The sequence below is a fragment of the Parundibacterium terreum genome, assembly GCF_014636315.1.
GTDB classification, from domain to species: domain Bacteria; phylum Pseudomonadota; class Gammaproteobacteria; order Burkholderiales; family Burkholderiaceae_D; genus Undibacterium; species Undibacterium terreum.
In genome coordinates this window covers 275,078-294,357 of the sequence record NZ_BMED01000003.1, presented here as the reverse complement: position 1 = coordinate 294,357, position 19,280 = coordinate 275,078, and the positions used below count along the sequence as shown (strand labels likewise).

Below are 19,280 nucleotides of genomic sequence, written 5' to 3'. Positions count from 1 at the left end.
ATTAAATATCCGCCATACCAAATTCCGAAAGCATCCCATGAACCAAGAACAGTTAATCCAGGAAGCCGTCGCGGCCCGCCTGAAAGCCTACACACCGTATTCCAAATTCAAGGTAGGCGCAGCGCTGCTGGGCAAGGACGGCAAGGTCTTCCACGGCTGCAACGTGGAAAATGCATCCTATGGCCTGTGCAATTGCGCAGAGCGCACCGCCTTCTTCAGCGCTGTAGCCTCCGGCTACAAACCAGGCGATTTCAGCAAGATCGCTGTGGTCGGCGATACCGAAGACCCTATCGCCCCTTGCGGTGCCTGCCGCCAGGTCATCATCGAATTGGGTGGACCTGAACTGGAAGTGATATTGACCAACCTGAAAGGCGATATCAAGCTGACTACCGCAGCCAAGCAATTGCCGGATGCATTTTATCTGAAGCCTGAAGCTTAATTGCCCACACTTCCAGACGTAATTTTACCGGCCCAGCCTGAAGCCCGTCAGTGACGGCCTTCCCGCCAGATCAAGCGTGGCATGCGGGGCCGGCATACGGCTGATGATCTTGCCACGCCGGATCACAAACAGCCGGGCTGCGCGCAGGCGTATTGCCTCGATAGCATCCCCTGCATCCAGCATCACCATATCGGCATTGCAGCCGACTTCCAACCCATAACCTTGCAGCCCGAGTATCTGGGCCGGTGTTTCCGTCACTGCCTTGAAGCAGGCGCGCATCGCATCCTGCCCTGTCATCTGCGCCACATGCAGGCCCATATGCGCTACTTCCAGCATGTCGCCGGACCCCAGGCTATACCAGGGGTCCATCGTGCAGTCCTGGCCAAAAGCCACCGGGATGCCAGCGGCCAGCATCTCCGGCACGCGGGTCATGCCGCGCCGCTTCGGATAGGTATCGTGCCGGCCTTGCAAGGTGATGTTGATCAAGGGATTGGCGATCGCGGCGACGCCGGATTCGCGCATCAGGGGCAGCAGCTTGCTGACGTAATAATTGTCCATCGAATGCATGGACGTCAGGTGCGAACCTGTCACCCTGCCCTGCATGCCCAGCCTGTGCGTATGGTAAGCCAGCGTTTCTATATGGCGCGACAGCGGATCGTCCGATTCGTCGCAGTGCATATCCACCCGCAGGCCCTTGTCTGCGGCAAACTCACACAGCAGGCGTACCGATTCAGCACCGTCTGCCATCGTGCGTTCAAAATGCGGAATACCGCCGACCACATCGACGCCCATCGCAATTGCCCGCTTCAGGTTGGACAAAGCGGTCGCGCTGCGCAAGATGCCATCCTGCGGGAAAGCCACCAGTTGCAGATCCAGATAAGGCGCTACCTGTTTTTTAACATGCAACAAGGCCTCTACCGCCAGCAGGCTGTCATCGCAGATATCGACGTGCGAGCGTATCGCCAGCAGGCCGCGTCCCACCGCCCAGTCGCAATACTCCAGCGCCCTTTCTATCAGGGCTTCCTGGGTCAGCAAAGGCTTCAGTTCACCCCATAGTGCTATCCCTTCCAGCAAGGTGCCAGACTGGTTCACGCGCGGCAGGCCATAGCTGAGCGTGGCGTCCATATGGAAGTGGGCATCGACGAAAGGCGGCGTGACCAGATTGCCGGCAGCGTCTATTTCCTGCGCCGCGGTAAGAGGTAGACGCGGGCCGACCGCTGTAATGAGGCCGCCGGCGATCGCAATGTCTGTGGATTTTCTGCCGTCCGGCAGCGTGGCGTTACGGATGATGATATCGGTCATGTTCGCTTCTGCCAGGATATTTGCGTTGTTAATAATAAGGGGCGGACGACAATCGTCCACCCCATTATTCTGCGCCGTTGCGATTGATCAGGAAACTATTTTTGCGCGGTCCAGCATTGCATGCAACAGCACATTGCAGCCCGCTTCCAGATGCTCTGATTTGGCGTCCTCTATCTCATTGTGGCTGATGCCGTCCTTGCAGGGAACGAAGATCATGCCGGCCGGTGCCAGCCGTGCCGCATAGATCGCATCGTGTCCTGCGCCGGATACCACATCCATCGTTGAATAGCCGAGCTTGGCGGTGGCGCTTCTTACCGCATCCACACATTCCGGATGGAAGGGGCATGGCGGGTAATAGGATACGCGCTCTACCGTCACACCCAGACCCGTCGCCTTGCTGGTCTGGTCGACAAAGGCCAGTATCTCTTCATGCATCTTGTTCAGCAGCTCGTCGTTCACATTGCGCAGGTCTATGCTGAACTTGACCTCTCCTGGGATGACATTGCGGCTATTCGGAAATACCTGCACCATGCCCACGGTGCCGCGGCCGTAAGGCGGATAGCGGTTACCGATATTGACGACTTCCTGCATGATTTTAGTGGCGACCTGCAATGCATCCTTGCGCAAATGCATGGGCGTCGGGCCTGCATGCGCTTCCATGCCTGTGACCACGCAGTCATACCAGGACAGACCCATCACGGCAGGCACCACGCCGATGACCTTGTCGGCATCTTCGAGCACCGGGCCTTGTTCTATATGGGTTTCAAAATACGCACCTATGGGATGGTCGCCAGGCACCTGTTCGCCCAGATAGCCTATGCGGCTCAATTCATCCTTCACCGACTTGCCCTCGGTGTCCTTGGCGGCATAGGCATGCTCCAGCGTAAAGGCGCCGCAGAATACGCCGGATCCCATCATCACGGGCACAAAACGTGATCCCTCTTCATTGGTCCAGAAGGCGACTTCTATCGGCGCTTCGGTTTGTATCTTGTGGTCGTTCAACGTGCGCACCACTTCCAGCGCGGCCAGCACGCCGTAATTGCCGTCGAACTTGCCGCCGGTAGGCTGGGTGTCGATGTGGCTGCCGGACATGATGGGCGGCAGCGCATTGTTCTTGCCGTCGCGGCGCATGAACACATTGCCTATCTGATCCACCGTGACGGACATGCCGGCTTGCCTGGCCCAGCCGGTGACCAGGTCGCGGCCTTGCTTGTCGAGGTCGGTCAGGGCCAGGCGCTTGACGCCGCCTTTGGGGGTGGCGCCGATCTGGGCTAATTCCATCAGGGATTTCCAGAGGCGGTCGCCGTTGATTTTGAGGGTATCTTGGGTCATGGTCTGCATTCCTATGCTTTCGCTACGTGCTATACGCCTGCGCTTCGTTGGTACAGGTCGGGGGTGGCCCGACAGCCACTCACTTTTTCTTGCTTCGCCAAGAAAAAGTAAGCAAAAAGAAGGCGACCGCAGACTTGCCCTTCGGGGACAGGCGCTTTGCTCCTGTCCAATTTATGCATTACATAAAATGGGAAATGAACGAAACTCGCCTGCGGCTCAAACAACGTTCATTTCTGATCCATTTTCTGTAAAGCACAAATTGCTGCATCCCGAGCGGTTGAAGGTCAAAAACAACGACAACTGCAAAATCAGTCCGTCATACTTTTAAACCGGATTCCGACGAATTTTCTTTTTACCGATTTACCGCAACCGGCTCCGCCAGTTTCGTCGATTTCCCCAGCGCGTCGAATATAGGTGAAAACGCTGGCCTGTCCACATGGCGGCCTGCACCCTGCACTGCCATCAAATTGCCTTGTTTGAACACCAGCTTGCCGCCGCTGATGGTGTGGCTTGGTATGCCTTTGACGGTGCGGCCTTCGAAGACGTTGAAGCCGCCTTTGGCGAACTGGGTTTTGGCGGAGATGGTTCTTGTGCCTTGCGGGTCCCAGACGACAATGTCGGCGTCTGCGCCTATTGCCACTGTTCCTTTGCGCGGGTAGATGTTGAAGATCTGTGCGGCATTGGCCGATGTCACCTTGACGAATTCCGACGGGGTCAGTTTGCCGGTGTTGACGCCTGCATCCCAGATCACGGCCATGCGGTCTTCCACGCCGCCGCAGCCGTTGGGGATTTTGGTGAAGTCGTTACGGCCTGCGCCTTTTTGCTCGGCGCAGAAGGTGCAGTGGTCGGTTGCCGTGGTGTGCAGGTTGCCGCCTTGCAGACCTTGCCATAGCGCTGCCTGATGCTCCTTGGAGCGGAACGGCGGGCTCATCACGTGGCCGGAGGCGAAGTCAAAATCGGGATGGCGGTATACGCTTTCGTCTATCGTCAGGTGACCGGCCAGCACTTCGCCGAACACCCTCTGGCCTTTGCTGCGCGCCCGGGTAATTGCTTCCAGCGATTCGGCGCAGGAGACATGCACAATATATAGCGGCGTATTGAGCACATTCGCAATCGAGATGGCGCGGTTGGCGGCTTCCGCTTCCACCATGGGCGGGCGCGACAACGGATGCGCCTCGGGGCCGGTGATACCTTTTTTCAGCAGCGCTTGCTGCAACTGGAATACCAGCTCGCCATTTTCCGCATGCACGGTCGGCATCGCGCCCAGTTCCAGCGCGCGGCTGAAGCTCTTTACCAGTACTTCGTCATCGGCCATGATTGCGTTCTTGTAGGCCATGAAGTGCTTGAAGCTGTTCACGCCATAGTCGCGCACCAAGGTTCCCATGTCGGCGTGTACGCTATCGTCCCACCAAGTGACGGCGACGTGGAAACTGTAGTCGCCAGCGGCCTTCTCGGCCCAGCCACGCCAGGTTTTGTAGGCCTCCATCAGCCGCTGCTTGGGGTCGGGAATCACGAAATCGATGATCATCGTAGTGCCGCCGGCCAGGCCGGCCGCAGTGCCGGTATAGAAATCATCCGCCGTCACCGTTCCCATGAAGGGCAGGTTCATATGCGTATGCGGGTCTATGCCGCCCGGCATCACATACTGACCGCCGGCATCGATCACTTCGGTGGCGGTGGCCGCCTGCAGGTTTTCACCTATGGCCACGATCTTGCCGCCCTCGCATAAAACATCGGCGCGAAACTCGCGGTCTGCATTGACGATAGTGCCGCCACGTATCAGGATACTCATGCTGCCTCCTTGCTGTCTCTTAATGCTGTCATGAAGCCCTTGCAGCGACCACGACCGCTTCTTTCTTGCCACCCATCATTACTCCATACACGACGGCCGAAATGGCCATGCCTATGAACCATGCGTAGGTATAGATAGTTTTAAAAATATCGGATGTCGTTGGGAAGGATGCCGGAAAAGCTGCGTTCAGGAAGCCTGGGATATTCGGTGCAACGCCCAATACAAAGGCAATAATCGCCGCCATGTTCCAGCCGTTACCGTAGGAATACTTGCCGTCGTCTTTATAGAGCTGGTCCACATCCAGTTGGGTATTGCGGATGAAGTAGTAATCGATAATCAGGATGCCCGCGATCGGGCCCAGCAAGGCGGAATACCCTATCAGCCAGGTGAAGATATAACCCTGCGTGGATTCCAGGATTTTCCATGGCATCATCGCAATCGCAATAAAGGCCGTGATGTAGCCGCCCGTCTTGTATGAAATCAGCTTAGGGCTGAGTGCGGAAAAATCATAGGCGGGCCCGACCAGGTTGGCCGCAAGATTTACGCTGACGGTATCAATCAGCAAGATCAGTAGCGCAACCAGCACCGCAATGCCGCTCATGCGGCTGGACAGATCTACCGGATCCCAAATGGCTTTGCCATACAGAACCACTGTTGCCGAAGTCACGATTACGGCCAGCATCGCCAGCAAACCCATGGGCACAGGCAGACCCACGCTTTGGCCTATGACCTGGTCGCGCTGGGATTTGGCAAAGCGGGTAAAGTCGGGGATGTTCAATGCCAGCGTGGCCCAGAAGCCAACCATCGCCGTCAATGAAGGCCAGAATGCGGTCCAGAATTGGCCGGCTTTCTTGCCGCCTTCGACAAATTGCGAAGGCTGGTCCAGGATGGGGCCGAAGCCGCCCGCTTTGTTATAGACCCAGCCCAGCAGCACGAAGCAGATCAGGATTTTCAGCGGAGCGGTATAGGTTTCCAATTTGCGGATGGAATCCATGCCATGGAAGATGTACCAGAATTGTATCGCCCAGAAAACCAGGAAGCAGATCAGTTGCGCGGCATTGATGCCCAGGCCGGCAATCTTGTCGCTTTCCAGCGAATGGCCTATCAATACCCCCAGCAGGGTGTAGATCATCTGGCCGCCGAACCAGGTTTGTATACCGTACCAGCCGCAAGCGACGATAGCGCGCATCAAGGCAGGCAAACGGGCGCCGCTGGTGCCAAATGAAGAACGCGCCAGCACCGCATAGGGAATGCCGTACTTGGTACCCGCATGACCTATCAGCAGCATGGGCAGCAGCACAATGGCATTTGCCAGGAATACCGTCGCCACCGCCTGCCAGGCCGACATACCGCCTTCCACCAGGCTGGCAGCCAGCGTATAAGCCGGTATGCACATCACCATCCCTACCCACAGCGCCGCAAAATGATACCAGCGCCAGGTCCGCTGGCTCTCGGTTGTCGGCGCCAGGTCTTCGTTCCACAAGCCATTATTACCAGATAGATCTTTGTTCACGGTTCGCATCTCCCTAGGGGTGGATTTTTAAAACACGCAACAGCCTCTGAATTTTCTTTTGTTGAGTTCGGCTGAAACAAATATACAGCACGGCAGGACAGTTTGAAACTGCCTGCTATGCTGCACATCAGCATGCAATCCCCATGCCAATTTTTACTCTGGGTAAAGAATTTCAGTTTCTCCGGTGATTTCCCCGGCTCAAGCGGCCACGGCGCGCGGATTGCGCGGATCCTGGGTCCAGTTCATATAGGGCTTGTCGCTGGCTTGCGGCACCATCGTGATGCAATGCTCTACCGGGCAAGTGATCTCGCACAGATTGCAGCCTACGCATTCTTCCTTGATCACTTCATACTTCCTGGCGCCGTTATCGGCAATCAGTTGCGAGATGGACTGGTGCGAGGTGTCTTCGCAGGCGATATAGCAGCGGCCGCATTGTATGCATTTGTCCTGGTCTATCTGCGCGATCACCTGGTAGTTCATGTCCAGGTATTTCCAGTCCGTCGTATTGGCCACCGCCTTGCCGCGAAAATCTTCTATGCTGGCATAGCCCTTTTCATCCATCCAGCGCGACAAGCCATCCTTCATCTGCTCTACGATGCGAAAACCATGCAGCATTGCCGCAGTGCACACCTGTACCGAACCGGACCCAAGCGCGATAAATTCCGCCGCATCCCGCCAGTTGGAAATACCGCCTATGCCGGAAATAGGCAAGCCATGCGTGGCCGGGTCGCGAGCAATTTCGGCCACCATGTTCAGCGCGATCGGCTTGACGGCCGAGCCGCAATAGCCGCCGTGCGTGCTGCGGCCGCCAACAATGGGCCGGGCCACCATATTGTCCAGGTCCAGCGAGGTAATGGAGTTGATGGTGTTGATCAGCGATACTGCGTCGGCACCGCCATTCAGTGCCGCCCGGGCGGGCAGGCGTACATCGGTAATATTCGGCGTCAGCTTGACGATCACCGGCAGCGAACAATATTTCTTGCACCAACGCGTGACCATTTCCACATATTCAGGCACCTGCCCCACAGCCGCGCCCATGCCGCGTTCCGGCATGCCGTGCGGACAGCCGAAGTTCAGTTCTATGGCATCGGCACCGGTAGCTTCCACCAGTGGCAACACCTTGGCCCAGCTTTCCTCTTCGCAGGGATACATCATCGACACGATCATCGCGCGGTCCGGCCAGTCTTTTTTCACCTGCGTGATTTCACGCAGATTGATTTCCAGGCTGCGGTCGGTGATCAGCTCGATATTATTGAAGCCCATCACTTCGCGGTTCTTGCCGTAATGCGCGGAATAGCGTGAAGAGACATTGACCGGCGCCGGGTCCTCGCCCAGGGTCTTCCACACGACGCCGCCCCAGCCGGCCTCAAAAGCGCGGATGACGTTATAGGCCTTGTCGGTAGGAGGTGCGGAAGCCAGCCAGAAAGGATTTGGTGCCTTGATGCCGGCGAAATTGATGCTCAGATCAGCCATTATGCGGCCTCCTTACTGGTAGCGTTGACGGAGTTCGAACTCAGATGCCGGTGTATTGCCTGGGCAGCCAGCTTGCCGTGCTGCACCGCTTGCACGGTCAAGTCCTGCCCCGCCTGCACGCAATCACCGCCGGCATAGATGCCTGGAATACAGGTCTGAAAATGCTCGTCCACCAGGATCTTGTCGCCAGCCAGTTTGATCTCACTACCCAATACATCATGCGCCAGATCTTCATCCAGCGTCTGGCCTATGGCCTTGAATATCGCATCGGCGGCCAGTTCGAAAGTTTCTCCCGTGCCCTTCAGTTTGCCATCAGCCATCTGTGTTTTCTCAAAGCGCATACCGCGCACGCGGCCGGCCTCATCCAGCAATACCTGCTGCGGCTGGGCCCAGGTGCGCAACCTGACCTGGTGCGCCTTGGCGATATCCTGCTCGTGGCCGGTGGCGGACATAGCCTCCACGCCGCGCCTGTATACAATAGATACGTCCTCCGCACCCAGCCTGGCCATTTGCACTGCCATATCGATGGCGGTGTTGCCGGCGCCTATCACCAGGCAGCGCGAAGCCAGCGGCAGGCTGCTCAGGTCTTCTGCCTGGCGCAGCACGGAGATATAGTCGACCGCAGCCATCAGACCCGGCGCATCCTCGCCGACCAAGCCCAGCTTACGGCTGGCGCCCAGACCCAGACCCAGGAAGACCGCATCGTAGTCCTGTTTCAATTGCTTCAGGCTCAGCTTGTCGCCCAGGATTTCGCCGTAGCGTATCTGTATGCCGCCTATCTGCAGCAGGAATTCGACTTCCTTTTGCGCAAAGTCGTCGGTCAACTTGTATTTGGCGATGCCGAATTCATTCAGGCCGCCCGGTTTTTGCAGCGCCTCGAAGATCACTACCTCATTGCCCAGCATCGCCAGCCGGTGCGCACAAGCCAGCCCGGCAGGGCCGGCACCAACCACAGCTACCGTGCGGCCGGTCGCCGCAGCGCGCTGGAAAGGATGTTGCGAAAACTGCATATGATCAATTGCATGCCTTTGCAGCAGGCCTATCTTCACCGGCTGCGCTTCGGCATCATGGTTGCGCACGCAAGCCTGTTCGCACAGTATCTCGGTAGGACAAACGCGTGAGCAACTGCCGCCCAGGATATTTTCCCGCAGGATGACCTGGGCCGCGCCGTTGATATTGCCCTGCGCGATATTGCCGATGAAGTTGGCCACATCAATGTCTGAGGGGCAGATGCGGGTGCAGGGTGCGTCGTAACAATACAGGCAGCGCTGGCTTTCTATCAGCGCCTGGCGCATCGTCAGCGGCGGCGCCAGATCGGTGAACTGCGCAGCGAGCGCTTCGTTGGTGGATCCGGCCTGGGCCAGATGTTGGAGAGACTCGATCATGTTTATATTCCTGGCTAGTAAATACCTGTTTACTCATCGCTACTGGAACCGTACTACCTGATACTTTGCTCGTGGACTGCAAGCTTGCCTACTGACAACGAATAAGCAAATCCTGTACCAACTTTTACCAACTGGTAAAAACTAATATTGCACCAAACTGCAGCGCTGTTGTGAAAATTTTTGGTTTTCAGCGCTGCGGTGTGGTGCTTTTACCGCACTGGATTGGGTCTGGCTCAGGACTTATTTCATTTGCGGGAAGGCAAATTCAGCGCCTGAGCTCTGGCTATCCGGCCAGCGCTGCATCACCGCCTTGACGCGGGTATAGAAGCGCACACCTTCCGGGCCATATACATGGTGATCGCCAAACAGGCTGCGTTTCCATCCGCCAAAACTATGGAAAGCCATAGGCACAGGCAAAGGAATATTCACGCCAACCATGCCTACCTGTATCTGGCGCACAAACTCCCTTGCCACGCCGCCATCACGGGTAAATACCGCGACGCCATTGCCATATTCATGTTTGTTGACCAGTTCCACTGCCGTGGCCACGTCTGGTGCCCGCAATACGCACAGCACAGGACCAAAGATTTCTTCCTTGTAAATTGTCATGTCTGCGGTGACATGGTCAAACAGTGTGCCGCCGACAAAATAGCCTGCCTCCCGCCCCGGTACCTTGTAGCCGCGCCCGTCCACGACCAGCGTCGCCCCTTCTTCCACGCCCTGTCCTATCAGACTTTCTATGCGTTTTTTCGCTGCTGCCGATACCACCGGCCCCATTTCTGCACCTGCAGCCATGCCGTCATTGATTTTCAAGGCCCTGGTACGCTGTGCCAATGCAGCCACCAGCTTGTCGGCCGCATCGCCGACAGCTACCGCAACCGAGATCGCCATGCAGCGCTCGCCGGCGGAGCCGTAGGCAGCCCCTGTCAGAGCATCCACCGCCATCTCCATATCGGCATCCGGCATCACCACCATATGGTTCTTGGCGCCACCCAGCGCCTGTACCCGCTTGCCGCAGGCAGTACCGCGGCTATAGATATACTCGGCAATCGGCGTAGAACCGACAAAGCTGATGGCCTGCACGTCGGGATGGTCCAGCAGCGCATCCACGGCAAGCTTGTCGCCCTGCACCACGTTGAAGACGCCATCCGGCAAACCCGCCTGCTTAAGCAATTCTGCATGCAGCAGAGAAGGCGAAGGATCGCGCTCGGAGGGCTTCAGTATGAATGTGTTACCGCAAGCCAAAGCGATAGGGAACATCCACATCGGCACCATTGCCGGGAAATTGAAAGGCGTGATGCCGGCGATAACGCCCAGCGGTTGGCGCATGGAACAGGCATCAATGCCGCGCGCGATCTGGTCGCTGAACTCGCCCTTCAACAATTGCGGTATGCCCACCGCGAACTCGACCACTTCTATGCCGCGCGCGACTTCCCCCTGTGCATCGGCAAAGGTCTTGCCATGCTCGCGGGTCAGTAATTCGGCAAATTTATCCGCATGCTGGCGCATCAGGTGCAGGTAGTTGAACAGCACGCGGGCCCTGGCCAGCGGCGGCGTATTGGACCATGCAGGAAATGCCGCCTTGGCGGATGCGACTGCCGCAGCAACCTCGTCCGCGCTGCCCAGCGCAACACGCGCTATGGCAACACCCAGGGCCGGATTGAATACGTCGGCATAGCGTCCGCTCTGCGTATCGACTCGGTTGCCGCCGATGAAATGGGTAATTGTTTCCATGTCTCTCTTCTATATAGTAGGTAAGGTCTAAATGTCCGGAATATCACGGCAGGGTTTTCAGGATGTCTCTGAGCTTGCCGAACAGCTCGTCGACATGCTTTTTCTCCAGGATCAGCGGCGGCGATAGCGCGATGATGTCGCCGGTCACCCGTATCAGCACACCCTGTTCAAAGGCCCGTTTGAAAGCCTCAAAGGCGCGGGCACCCGGCTTACCGGCGATAGGCGCCAGCTCTATGCCCGCGATCAGACCTATGCTGCGCAGGTCAACCACATGCGGCAGCCCTTTGAGCGAATGCACGGCTTCTTCCCAGTACCCGGCCATGCCACGCGCATGCTCCAGCACTTTCTGTTCCTCAAAAACTTCCAGCGTCGCCAGCCCGGCGGCGCAAGCCAGCGGATGGCCGGAATAGGTATAGCCATGGAACAACTCTATGCCAGCCGGACCATACATGAAGGCATCATGGATGCGCTGCTTGACGAATACCGCCCCCATTGGGACAGTGCCATTGGTCAGCCCCTTGGCGGTGGTGACCATGTCCGGCTCTACATCAAAGTAGTCAAATGCAAAGGGTGTCGTCAGGCGGCCGAAGCCGGTGATGACTTCATCGAAAATCAGCAGGATGCCGTGCTTGGTGCAGATTTCGCGCAGGCGCTTCAGGTAGCCTTTCGGCGGTACCAGCACGCCGGTGGAGCCCGCCACCGGCTCGACGATGACAGCGGCAATCGTTGACGCGTCATGCAGCGCGACAATGCGCTCCAGCTCATCCGCCAGATGGCTGCCCCACTCCGGCTCACCGCGGCTATAGCTGTTCTGCTCCAGGTTGTGCGTATGCGGCAGGTGGTCGACGCCAGGCAGCAGGCTGCCAAAAGTCTTGCGGTTGCCGGCAATACCGCCCACCGACATGCCACCGAAGCCGACGCCGTGATAGCCGCGTTCGCGGCCTATCAACCGAGTACGCGCCGCATCACCGCGCGCACGGTGGTAGGCCAGCGCAATCTTCAGCGCGGTGTCTACCGCTTCCGAGCCGGAGTTGGTATAAAAAAACTTGCCGAAGCGTTTATTGGTGTATTGATCCAGGCGTTCTGCCAGCTCGAAAGCAGCCGGATGCCCCATCTGGAATGAAGGGGCGAAATCCAGTTGGGCCACCATGGTTTGCACGGCCTGTACAATTTTTGGCTGCGCATGCCCCAGCGGTACGCACCATAATCCGGCGGCGCCGTCCAGCACGCTATTGCCGTGCACATCACGGTAATACATGCCCTCGGCCGACACCAGCAAGCGTGGATTGGCCTTGAAGTCGCGGTTGGCTGTAAACGGCATCCAGTAAGGTGCGAGGTCGGCGGGTTGTGATTCAAGCATGGATGGCTCCTGAAAGTTGAGGGCAACAGAGTTTGGAAAAAATATTTACCAATTGGTAAAACTATGGTGCAATAGTAGGCAGCAGACAGCGCTCAGCAACATATACAGGAGGCGAAAATCCAGCCAACCGTATTGGTAGCCGAAGCAGAACAGTTTGCCCGGCGAAGTAAATAGCGATGCTGCGGGACGGTGAATTCGGGAGCGGAAATGCAGGATACGAAGAGCGCAGAGGATAAGCACCAGGCAAGACGGGAGGACCAGACAGCGCAGCCCGCCTTGTCCGTCGCGCAATGGCCGCAGTTGATCATGGAGCGGGCCAAGCGCGGCGGCCTGGTTGAGCAGATCGTGGCAAGCATCAGCAAGCTGGTGCAACAGGGTGAGTTGCGCATAGGCAGCAAGATGCCGTCAGTGCGCCAGTTTGCGAAAAGCAATGGCATCAGCACCTTTACCGTGGTCGAGGCCTATGACCGCCTGGTGACCATGGGCCTGCTGTCTTCCCGCCGCGGCTCAGGCTATTTTGTCGCGCGCAGCGAACCAGGCCTCGCTCATCAGCCTGCAGCCGCCACGGGCAACCAGATACTGGCGACGACCATAGACGCACTCAGCACCGATTTATATAGCGGCGTAGCCGAAGCCCTGCCCGCCGGTTCAGGCTGGCTGCCGCCGGAATGGTATGGCGAGAGCACCATCCTGGATGCGGTCCGCCATGCGATGCGCATTCCTGCCTGCCGGCTGCGCGGTTATGGCAACCCTCTGGGTTTCCCTGCACTGCGCCAGCATCTTGCAGCGACACTGAGCGACGAATTGTTTGAGGTAGAGGCCGAGCAGATCCTGCTCACGCACGGCGCATCGCATGCGTTTGACCTGATCTTGCGTAGCCTGACCAAACCCGGCGATACGGTATTTGTCGAAGACCCCGGTTACAGCAACCTGATCTCTTTAATACGCCACCATGGCTGCATTCCGGTCGGCATTCCGCGCCGGGAGAGCGGCTTGGATCTGGATGTGTTGCTGCAACGGGTCGCCGAACATCAGCCCAAGCTGATGTTCGTCAATACCGTACTGCAAAATCCGCTCGGCACCTCGTTGAGCCAGGCGCAGGCGCACAAACTGCTGCAACTGGCGGAGCAGTTTGATTTCTGGCTGGTGGAAGATGATATCTACCGCGAGTTGCTGGCGCCGGCCTCGCGCAATGAAGCCTCATTGGCTGCACTGGACGGCTTGCGCCGTGTCATCCGGGTCGGCAGTTTTTCCAAGACCCTGTCGCCAACCCTGCGGGTAGGCTCGATTGCAGCGTCGGCATCGCTGGTGCCTGAACTGGTCAGGGTCAAAATGCTGGTAGGGCTGACGACATCGGAGATCAATGAAAGGGCCGTGTACCACGCGATTTCGGCCAGACCATATAAGCGCATGCTGGAAAAGCTGCGGCTGCAACTGAATACGGCGCGCGAGCGCAGCTTGGGCAATCTGCTGGACGCCGGCCTGACGCCGCTGGCCAGACCACGCGGCGGCATGTTCATCAGTGCCGGCTGGAGCTGCCCTCCGACGCCAGAATTCAACGGAAAACTCGTTTCAGACCTGGCGCTCAAGTCCGGCATACTGCTGTCGCCCAGCGATTTTTTCACGCTGGCGCCCGCTGAAACGGTGTGGTTCCGTTTCAATATCGCCTATGCCGATACGCCGGAACTACATGCTTTCCTGTGCAATACCTATGATAGATTCAACGCCCTATCCTGATCCGTATCCTGATCCGCCAGTTGCCGAGACCACTATGACCTTATCTGAATTGAACAAGCCTGCCCGCTCCGGCGCTGCGACCGGTGCCAGCGCCAGTACCAGGCGCATGATCAATCGCGACAAGCTGGAAGCAGACATCCTGGCGCAAGCGGTGCGGATATTCGCCGAATGTGGCTATGAAGGCACGTCAATCGCCACCATCGCCGAACAGGCAGGCTTGTCCAAGCAAAATCTGCTGTATTACTTCCCGAACAAACAGGCATTGTATAAACGCGTGCTGGATGATGTGCTGGACGAATGGCTGGAGCGCATGAACCTGCTGGCGGACGCCGGTAAGGAGCCGCAGCAGGTGCTGCGCAGCTATGTCGAGGCGAAGCTGCGTTTTTCCCGCGAGCATCCCTGGGGCTCCCGCCTGTATGCGATGGAAGTCATAGGCGGCGCGCCCATGTACGGCCAGGAAATCAAAAAGAAGCTGATCCCCTTGCTGCGCAAGGACATTGCCGTATTTGAACAATGGATTAGCGAGGGCAAGATAGCACCGGTCAACGCCACCCATCTGCTGTTCACGATCTGGGCCATGACGCAGTCCTATGCCGATTTTTCTACCCAGATGTGCCTGGTACTGAACCGCAAGCAACTGACACGCAGCGACTTTGCCGATGCCGAAAAACTGATTACCGACATGGTACTGGCGAGCATCAGCCTGAAGGAAAGCGCCCCGCCGTCAGCCGCATAAGTGCGCTCTGCGGGCGGCTCATATGCACCGCCAGAGTGCGGCTAAATGACGGATCGCAGCTTTCTCGCAAAAGAATTCGGTTTGCGGCAAGAATTCCCGCCAAAAATTTTGGTTTATCTGATTTCCTGAGTCATAATCTTGTCGAAGAAAGGCAGGGTATTTATGGCAACAATGAAACAGGTAGCGGAGAAGGCAAGAGTATCAACTACCACGGTATCCCACGTCATCAATAACACGCGTGTCGTCAGTAGCGACGTGCGCGAGCGGGTGCTGAACGTCATCCAGGAATTGCGGTATATACCCAGCGCGGTGGCGCGCAGCCTGAAGAACGACAGGACACATACGATAGGGATGATGATCCCCAATAACTCCAATCCCTATTTCGCCGAATTGATACAGGGCATAGAGGATGAGTCTTTCAAGCTGGGCTATAACATCATCCTGTGCAATTCCTATGACGACCCGAAGAAGCAGGTCGCCTATATCCGTGTCTTGATGGAAAAACGCATAGACGGCCTGATCCTGGTGTCATCCGGCTCCGATGCGGAACTGAGCCAGTTGCTGGACGATGAAAGCATCCCCAAGGTGCTGGTTGACCGGGAATTGACCGGCGTGGCAGCGGATTTCATTGAATCCAACCATGAACAGGGCGGCTACCTGGCGACCAAATACCTGCTGGACCTGGGCCACAGGAATATCGCCTGCGTCTCCGGCCCGCAAGACCTGCTGCCCAGCCGCGACCGCGTCAGCGGCTATATGAAGGCGCTGGCAGAAGCCGGCGTGGCTTTCCGGGAAGACAATCTGCTGCATAGCGACTTTACCAGCCAGGGCGGGTTCACCGCCTTCCAGCAACTGCTGGCGCTGGCCAATCCCCCCACTGCCATCTTCGTCAGCAATGACCTGATGGCAATAGGCGGCATTTGCGCGGCCAACCAGGCGGGAATCAAGATACCGGAAGAGTTGTCGGTGATAGGCTACGATGATATCGCGCTGGCGTCCTTCAGCACGCCGCCGCTGACTACCGTGGTACAGCCTAAATACGATATCGGCGTGCTGACAGCGCGGGTGCTGGTGGACAGGATCAATAACTCGGAACTGCCGTTTCGCCGTGAATTGCTGGCAACCGGCCTGACGGTCAGGCAATCCACCGCTCCGCTGAAATCCAGCTGAGAAGAGAGAACGGGAAGCTGAGAGACGAAAGACAGCGTAGCGCCTGAGGAATAGTCCTTTCCCAGGCGCGTTGCTAAAGCTTACAACATCAGGATGGCAGGCAGCATTTCGTTCAGGATGCGGTTCAAGACCTGCAGCAGGATCAGCGCCACCAGTGGAGAAAAGTCCAGCCCACCCAAGGGCGGCAGCAAGCGGCGCAAAGGCGACAGCAAGGGCTCGTTCAGCGCGCGGATAAACGGTGCAAACGGTGCATGCGGGTTAACCCAGCTAAATACGGCCTCGATCACCAGCAAGGCCATCAAACCATACAAAATCCACTGTACCAACCGGAATATGGCGACCAGGGCCAGGCTATAGAACGAAAACTGCGGCATCGCCCAGATATCAATCAGCGTGGACAGGAAGGCGACCAGAAAGGCAGCGATCAGGCTTGCCCAATCATACCCGGCAAACCCGGGGATCAATCTGCGTATAGGATGCACCAGCCAATCGGTCAGCTGATAGATGGACTGTGCCAATCCCATGGGTGGGCGCACTCTTTGTACCTGCATCCAGAACCTGAGTAGCAGGAAGCCCGCAAACAAGCCGGCGATGGTATCAACGACAAAGGTAAAAATTCCGTACAGCACAGCTTGCTCCTAAAAAAAACCCACTGGGTGACAGATATCACACAGTGGGTATTGTGCCTGAATAAGATCAGGCCTCCAAGCATGCTAAATTATGCTGGACGTGCACCTGTAGGGAAAGGCCATGCTGCTGTTGGGCTAACAACGGTCTTTGCATCAGGTGTAGCTGGCTTGGCCGCTGCTACTACAGCAGGTTTAGCTGCTGCTGGCTTGGCTGCTGCCGGTTTTTTAGCCGCTGCTGGCTTCTTAGCCGCTGCAGGTTTGGCCGCAGGTTTAGCTGCTGCCTTCGCTGCTGGCTTAGCTGCCGGCTTTTTTGCTGCTGGCTTAGCCGCTGCCTTTGCTGCTGGCTTAGCTGCCGCTTTTTTAGCTGCTGGTTTAGCTGCTGGTTTAGCTACTGCTTTTTTAGCTGCTGGCTTAGCTGCTACTTTTTTAGCTGCTGGCTTAGCTGCTACTTTTTTAGCTGCTGGCTTAGCTGCTGCTTTTTTAGCTGCTGGCTTAGCTGCTACTTTTTTAGCTGCTGGCTTAGCTGCTACTTTTTTAGCTGCTGGCTTAGCTGCTGCTTTTTTAGCTGCAGGTTTTGCTGCTGGCTTAGCTGCTGCTTTTTTCGCTACTGGCTTAGCTGCTGCTTTCTTAGCTACTGGCTTAGCTGCTGCTTTTTTAGCTGCAGGTTTTGCTGCTGGCTTAGCTGCTGCTTTTTTCGCTACTGGCTTAGCTGCTGCTTTTGCTGCTGGCTTAGCTGCTGCTTTTTTAGCTGCAGGTTTTGCCGCTGGCTTAGCTGCCGCTTTTTTCGCTACTGGCTTAGCTGCTGCTTTTGCTGCTGGCTTAGCTGCTGCTTTTTTAGCTGCAGGTTTTGCCGCTGGCTTGGCTGCTGCTTTCGCTGCTGGCTTAGCTGCTGCTTTTTTGGCTGCCGGCTTCTTAGCTGCAGGTTTCTTTGCTTCTGGTGGATATGGTGCTGTTGCCATTTTGTTTCTCCTTCACTTGAGATGGAAAAAATCAATTAAAAAATTAAAATCCGATCAATGAGACGAGCGGATTATTCATCGGCACAAACAGAATGTTGTTTGCGCTAATGAATTCGGCACCAGCTGAACTGCTGCATCCCCTCTATCGATGCAGCGCTTCAGCCATATTGGCTAATTTCCGTCCGTTAAATGCAAGGCTACTGCATCAAGGGTTAAGGCTTTAACGGGCGGCTATTCAATTAGCCAAAAAAAACGCCAGCACATGCTATGCGGGCGTCGGTATTCTGTATTACAGGCGGATTTTCCAACACCAAAACCGCAACACCCGGCCTTGCCAGGTATTGCGGCGAATTCAGAGCAGCGCTATTCGGTCTAGGACTGTCCATTCAGTTTGGTGAGGCCTCTCGCGTTTGGAGCCTGGAAATTTTGCTCAGGCTCTTCAAGGTGTGCAAACTTTGAGTGGTGCTTCAGAACTTTGGATTCCAAAAAAATTATTCCCAGTTCAGTGCTCCACCAGTTTGATACTCAATCACACGTGTTTCAAAAAAGTTGCGCTCTTTTTTCAGGTCTATCATTTCGCTCATCCACGGGAAAGGATTTTCTTCCTGCGGGAATAATGCGTCAAGACCGATTTGCTGTGCGCGGCGATTTGCAATGAATCTCAAGTATCCTTTGAACATCGGCGCATTCAAGCCAAGCACTCCACGCGGCATTGTATCCTCTGCGTAACGATATTCCAACTCTACTGCACGTAAAAACAACGATTTAATTTCCTCGCGAAACTCAGCGGTCCACAAATGCGGGTTTTCCATCTTGATTGTGTTGATCAAATCGATCCCGAAATTGCAGTGCATGGACTCATCGCGCAAGATGTACTGGTACTGTTCTGCCGCACCCATCATCTTGTTTTGGCGGCCCAGCGCCAGGATCTGCGTGAAGCCCACGTAGAAGAAAAGGCCTTCCATCAAACACGCGAAAACGATCAGAGACTTAAGCAGCGTCTGGTCTGCTTCGGTAGTGCCGGTCTTGAATTCAGGGTCGGTCAGCACGTCGATGAACGGAATCAGGAACTGGTCCTTGTCGCGAATCGACTCCACTTCGTTGTACGCGTTGAAGATCTCGGCCTCATCCAGGCCCAGAGATTCGACGATGTACTGGTAGGCATGAGTATGGATCGCTTCTTCAAATGCCTGGCGCAACAAATACTGGCGGCACTCAGGCGCGGTGATGTGGCGATAGGTACCCAACACGATGTTATTGGCAGCCAGGGAATCGGCTGTCACGAAGAAACCAAGGTTACGCTTGACCAGGCGGCGCTCGTCTTCCGTCAGGCCGTTCGGGTTCTTCCACAGCTCGATATCGCGCTGCATATTGATTTCTTGCGGCATCCAGTGGTTGGCGCAGCCGGCCAGGTATTTGTCCCAGGCCCATTTGTATTTGAACGGCACCAGCTGATTGACGTCGGTCTTGCCGTTGATAATACGTTTATCGGCGGCATTGACGCGACGCGCCAGTTCTGCCGGCGCAACTGCGGACTGCTTGACCACCAAAGCCGGGTTCAGGGCGACATCCTGCGTTTGCAGGCGCGACTGATAGGCATTATCCGGCTGGCTGGCTGGCCGCGGTGCGGCCGGTGCTACTTCATCATCCCAAGAGAGCATCTCTTATCTTCCTCTTCATTGCCGGGCCGGCGGTCAGACTTGCTGAACTCCGGCCTTG

15 protein-coding genes are annotated in these 19,280 nt (G+C 56.6%); 5 read left to right on the top strand and 10 right to left on the bottom strand.

Annotated features, from left to right (window positions below; all coding sequences use genetic code 11):
* Positions 1-37 precede the first annotated feature (37 nt).
* Complete coding sequence (locus IEW12_RS16015; protein ID WP_188567093.1) at positions 38-439, top strand: cytidine deaminase; 402 nt, start codon at positions 38-40, stop codon at positions 437-439.
* Positions 440-463: 24 nt separating this feature from the next.
* Here IEW12_RS16015 and IEW12_RS16010 read toward each other — a convergent pair whose 3' ends face one another.
* The 8 genes from IEW12_RS16010 to aptA form a co-directional block, all read right to left on the bottom strand.
* Positions 464-1,741, bottom strand: a complete 1,278-nt coding sequence (locus IEW12_RS16010; protein WP_188567092.1) for an amidohydrolase family protein — start codon at positions 1,739-1,741, stop codon at positions 464-466.
* A gap of 87 nt (positions 1,742-1,828) precedes the next feature.
* Complete coding sequence (locus IEW12_RS16005) at positions 1,829-3,073, bottom strand: Zn-dependent hydrolase (protein ID WP_371874547.1); 1,245 nt, start codon at positions 3,071-3,073, stop codon at positions 1,829-1,831.
* A 352-nt stretch (positions 3,074-3,425) separates the two neighbouring features.
* A complete protein-coding gene (gene hydA / locus IEW12_RS16000) occupies positions 3,426-4,865 on the bottom strand; it encodes a dihydropyrimidinase (RefSeq protein ID WP_188567090.1) in 1,440 nt (479 codons plus the stop codon).
* Positions 4,866-4,893: 28 nt separating this feature from the next.
* Positions 4,894-6,378, bottom strand: coding sequence for an NCS1 family nucleobase:cation symporter-1 (locus IEW12_RS15995; RefSeq protein ID WP_188567089.1), 1,485 nt, complete (start codon positions 6,376-6,378; stop codon positions 4,894-4,896).
* Positions 6,379-6,576: 198 nt separating this feature from the next.
* A complete protein-coding gene (gene preA, locus IEW12_RS15990) occupies positions 6,577-7,851 on the bottom strand; it encodes an NAD-dependent dihydropyrimidine dehydrogenase subunit PreA (protein WP_188567088.1) in 1,275 nt (424 codons plus the stop codon).
* Complete coding sequence (locus tag IEW12_RS15985) at positions 7,851-9,236, bottom strand: NAD(P)-dependent oxidoreductase (protein WP_188567087.1); 1,386 nt, start codon at positions 9,234-9,236, stop codon at positions 7,851-7,853. The genes preA and IEW12_RS15985 overlap by 1 nt, the downstream gene beginning before the upstream one ends.
* Positions 9,237-9,476: 240 nt before the next feature.
* Positions 9,477-10,970: a CoA-acylating methylmalonate-semialdehyde dehydrogenase gene (locus IEW12_RS15980; protein WP_188567086.1), complete on the bottom strand. Its 1,494-nt coding sequence runs from the start codon at positions 10,968-10,970 to the stop codon at positions 9,477-9,479.
* A 43-nt stretch (positions 10,971-11,013) separates the two neighbouring features.
* A complete protein-coding gene (aptA, locus tag IEW12_RS15975; protein WP_188567085.1) occupies positions 11,014-12,330 on the bottom strand; it encodes an omega-aminotransferase AptA in 1,317 nt (438 codons plus the stop codon).
* Between the two features lie 207 nt (positions 12,331-12,537).
* On the opposite strand from aptA, the gene IEW12_RS15970 reads away from it, so the two are divergent.
* The 3 genes from IEW12_RS15970 (at position 12,538) to IEW12_RS15960 (ending at position 15,973) form a co-directional block, all read left to right on the top strand.
* Positions 12,538-14,067 carry an aminotransferase-like domain-containing protein gene (locus IEW12_RS15970; RefSeq protein WP_188567084.1) on the top strand — a complete coding sequence of 510 codons (1,530 nt, stop codon included), beginning with the start codon at positions 12,538-12,540 and terminating at the stop codon, positions 14,065-14,067.
* A complete protein-coding gene (locus IEW12_RS15965; RefSeq protein WP_308789138.1) occupies positions 14,042-14,803 on the top strand; it encodes a TetR/AcrR family transcriptional regulator in 762 nt (253 codons plus the stop codon). The genes IEW12_RS15970 and IEW12_RS15965 overlap by 26 nt, the downstream gene beginning before the upstream one ends.
* 162 nt (positions 14,804-14,965) lie before the next feature.
* Entirely contained in the window at positions 14,966-15,973 is a 1,008-nt protein-coding gene (locus IEW12_RS15960; RefSeq protein ID WP_229751153.1) for a LacI family DNA-binding transcriptional regulator, read from the top strand.
* Between the two features lie 80 nt (positions 15,974-16,053).
* On the opposite strand, the gene IEW12_RS15955 is transcribed toward IEW12_RS15960, so the two are convergent.
* Positions 16,054-16,602, bottom strand: a complete 549-nt coding sequence (locus tag IEW12_RS15955) for a YggT family protein (protein ID WP_188567083.1) — start codon at positions 16,600-16,602, stop codon at positions 16,054-16,056.
* A gap of 81 nt (positions 16,603-16,683) precedes the next feature.
* Between IEW12_RS15955 and IEW12_RS29180 the strand changes: the two genes are divergently transcribed.
* The gene (locus tag IEW12_RS29180; RefSeq protein WP_188567082.1) at positions 16,684-17,622 is read left to right on the top strand and encodes a hypothetical protein; all 939 of its coding nucleotides are present in this window, start codon (positions 16,684-16,686) and stop codon (positions 17,620-17,622) included.
* A gap of 430 nt (positions 17,623-18,052) precedes the next feature.
* Here the strand turns inward: IEW12_RS29180 and IEW12_RS15945 are convergent, their stop codons facing one another.
* Positions 18,053-19,222 (bottom strand): ribonucleotide-diphosphate reductase subunit beta, encoded by a 1,170-nt coding sequence (locus tag IEW12_RS15945; protein WP_188567081.1) that lies wholly within the window; start codon positions 19,220-19,222, stop codon positions 18,053-18,055.
* Positions 19,223-19,280: the final 58 nt, after the last annotated feature.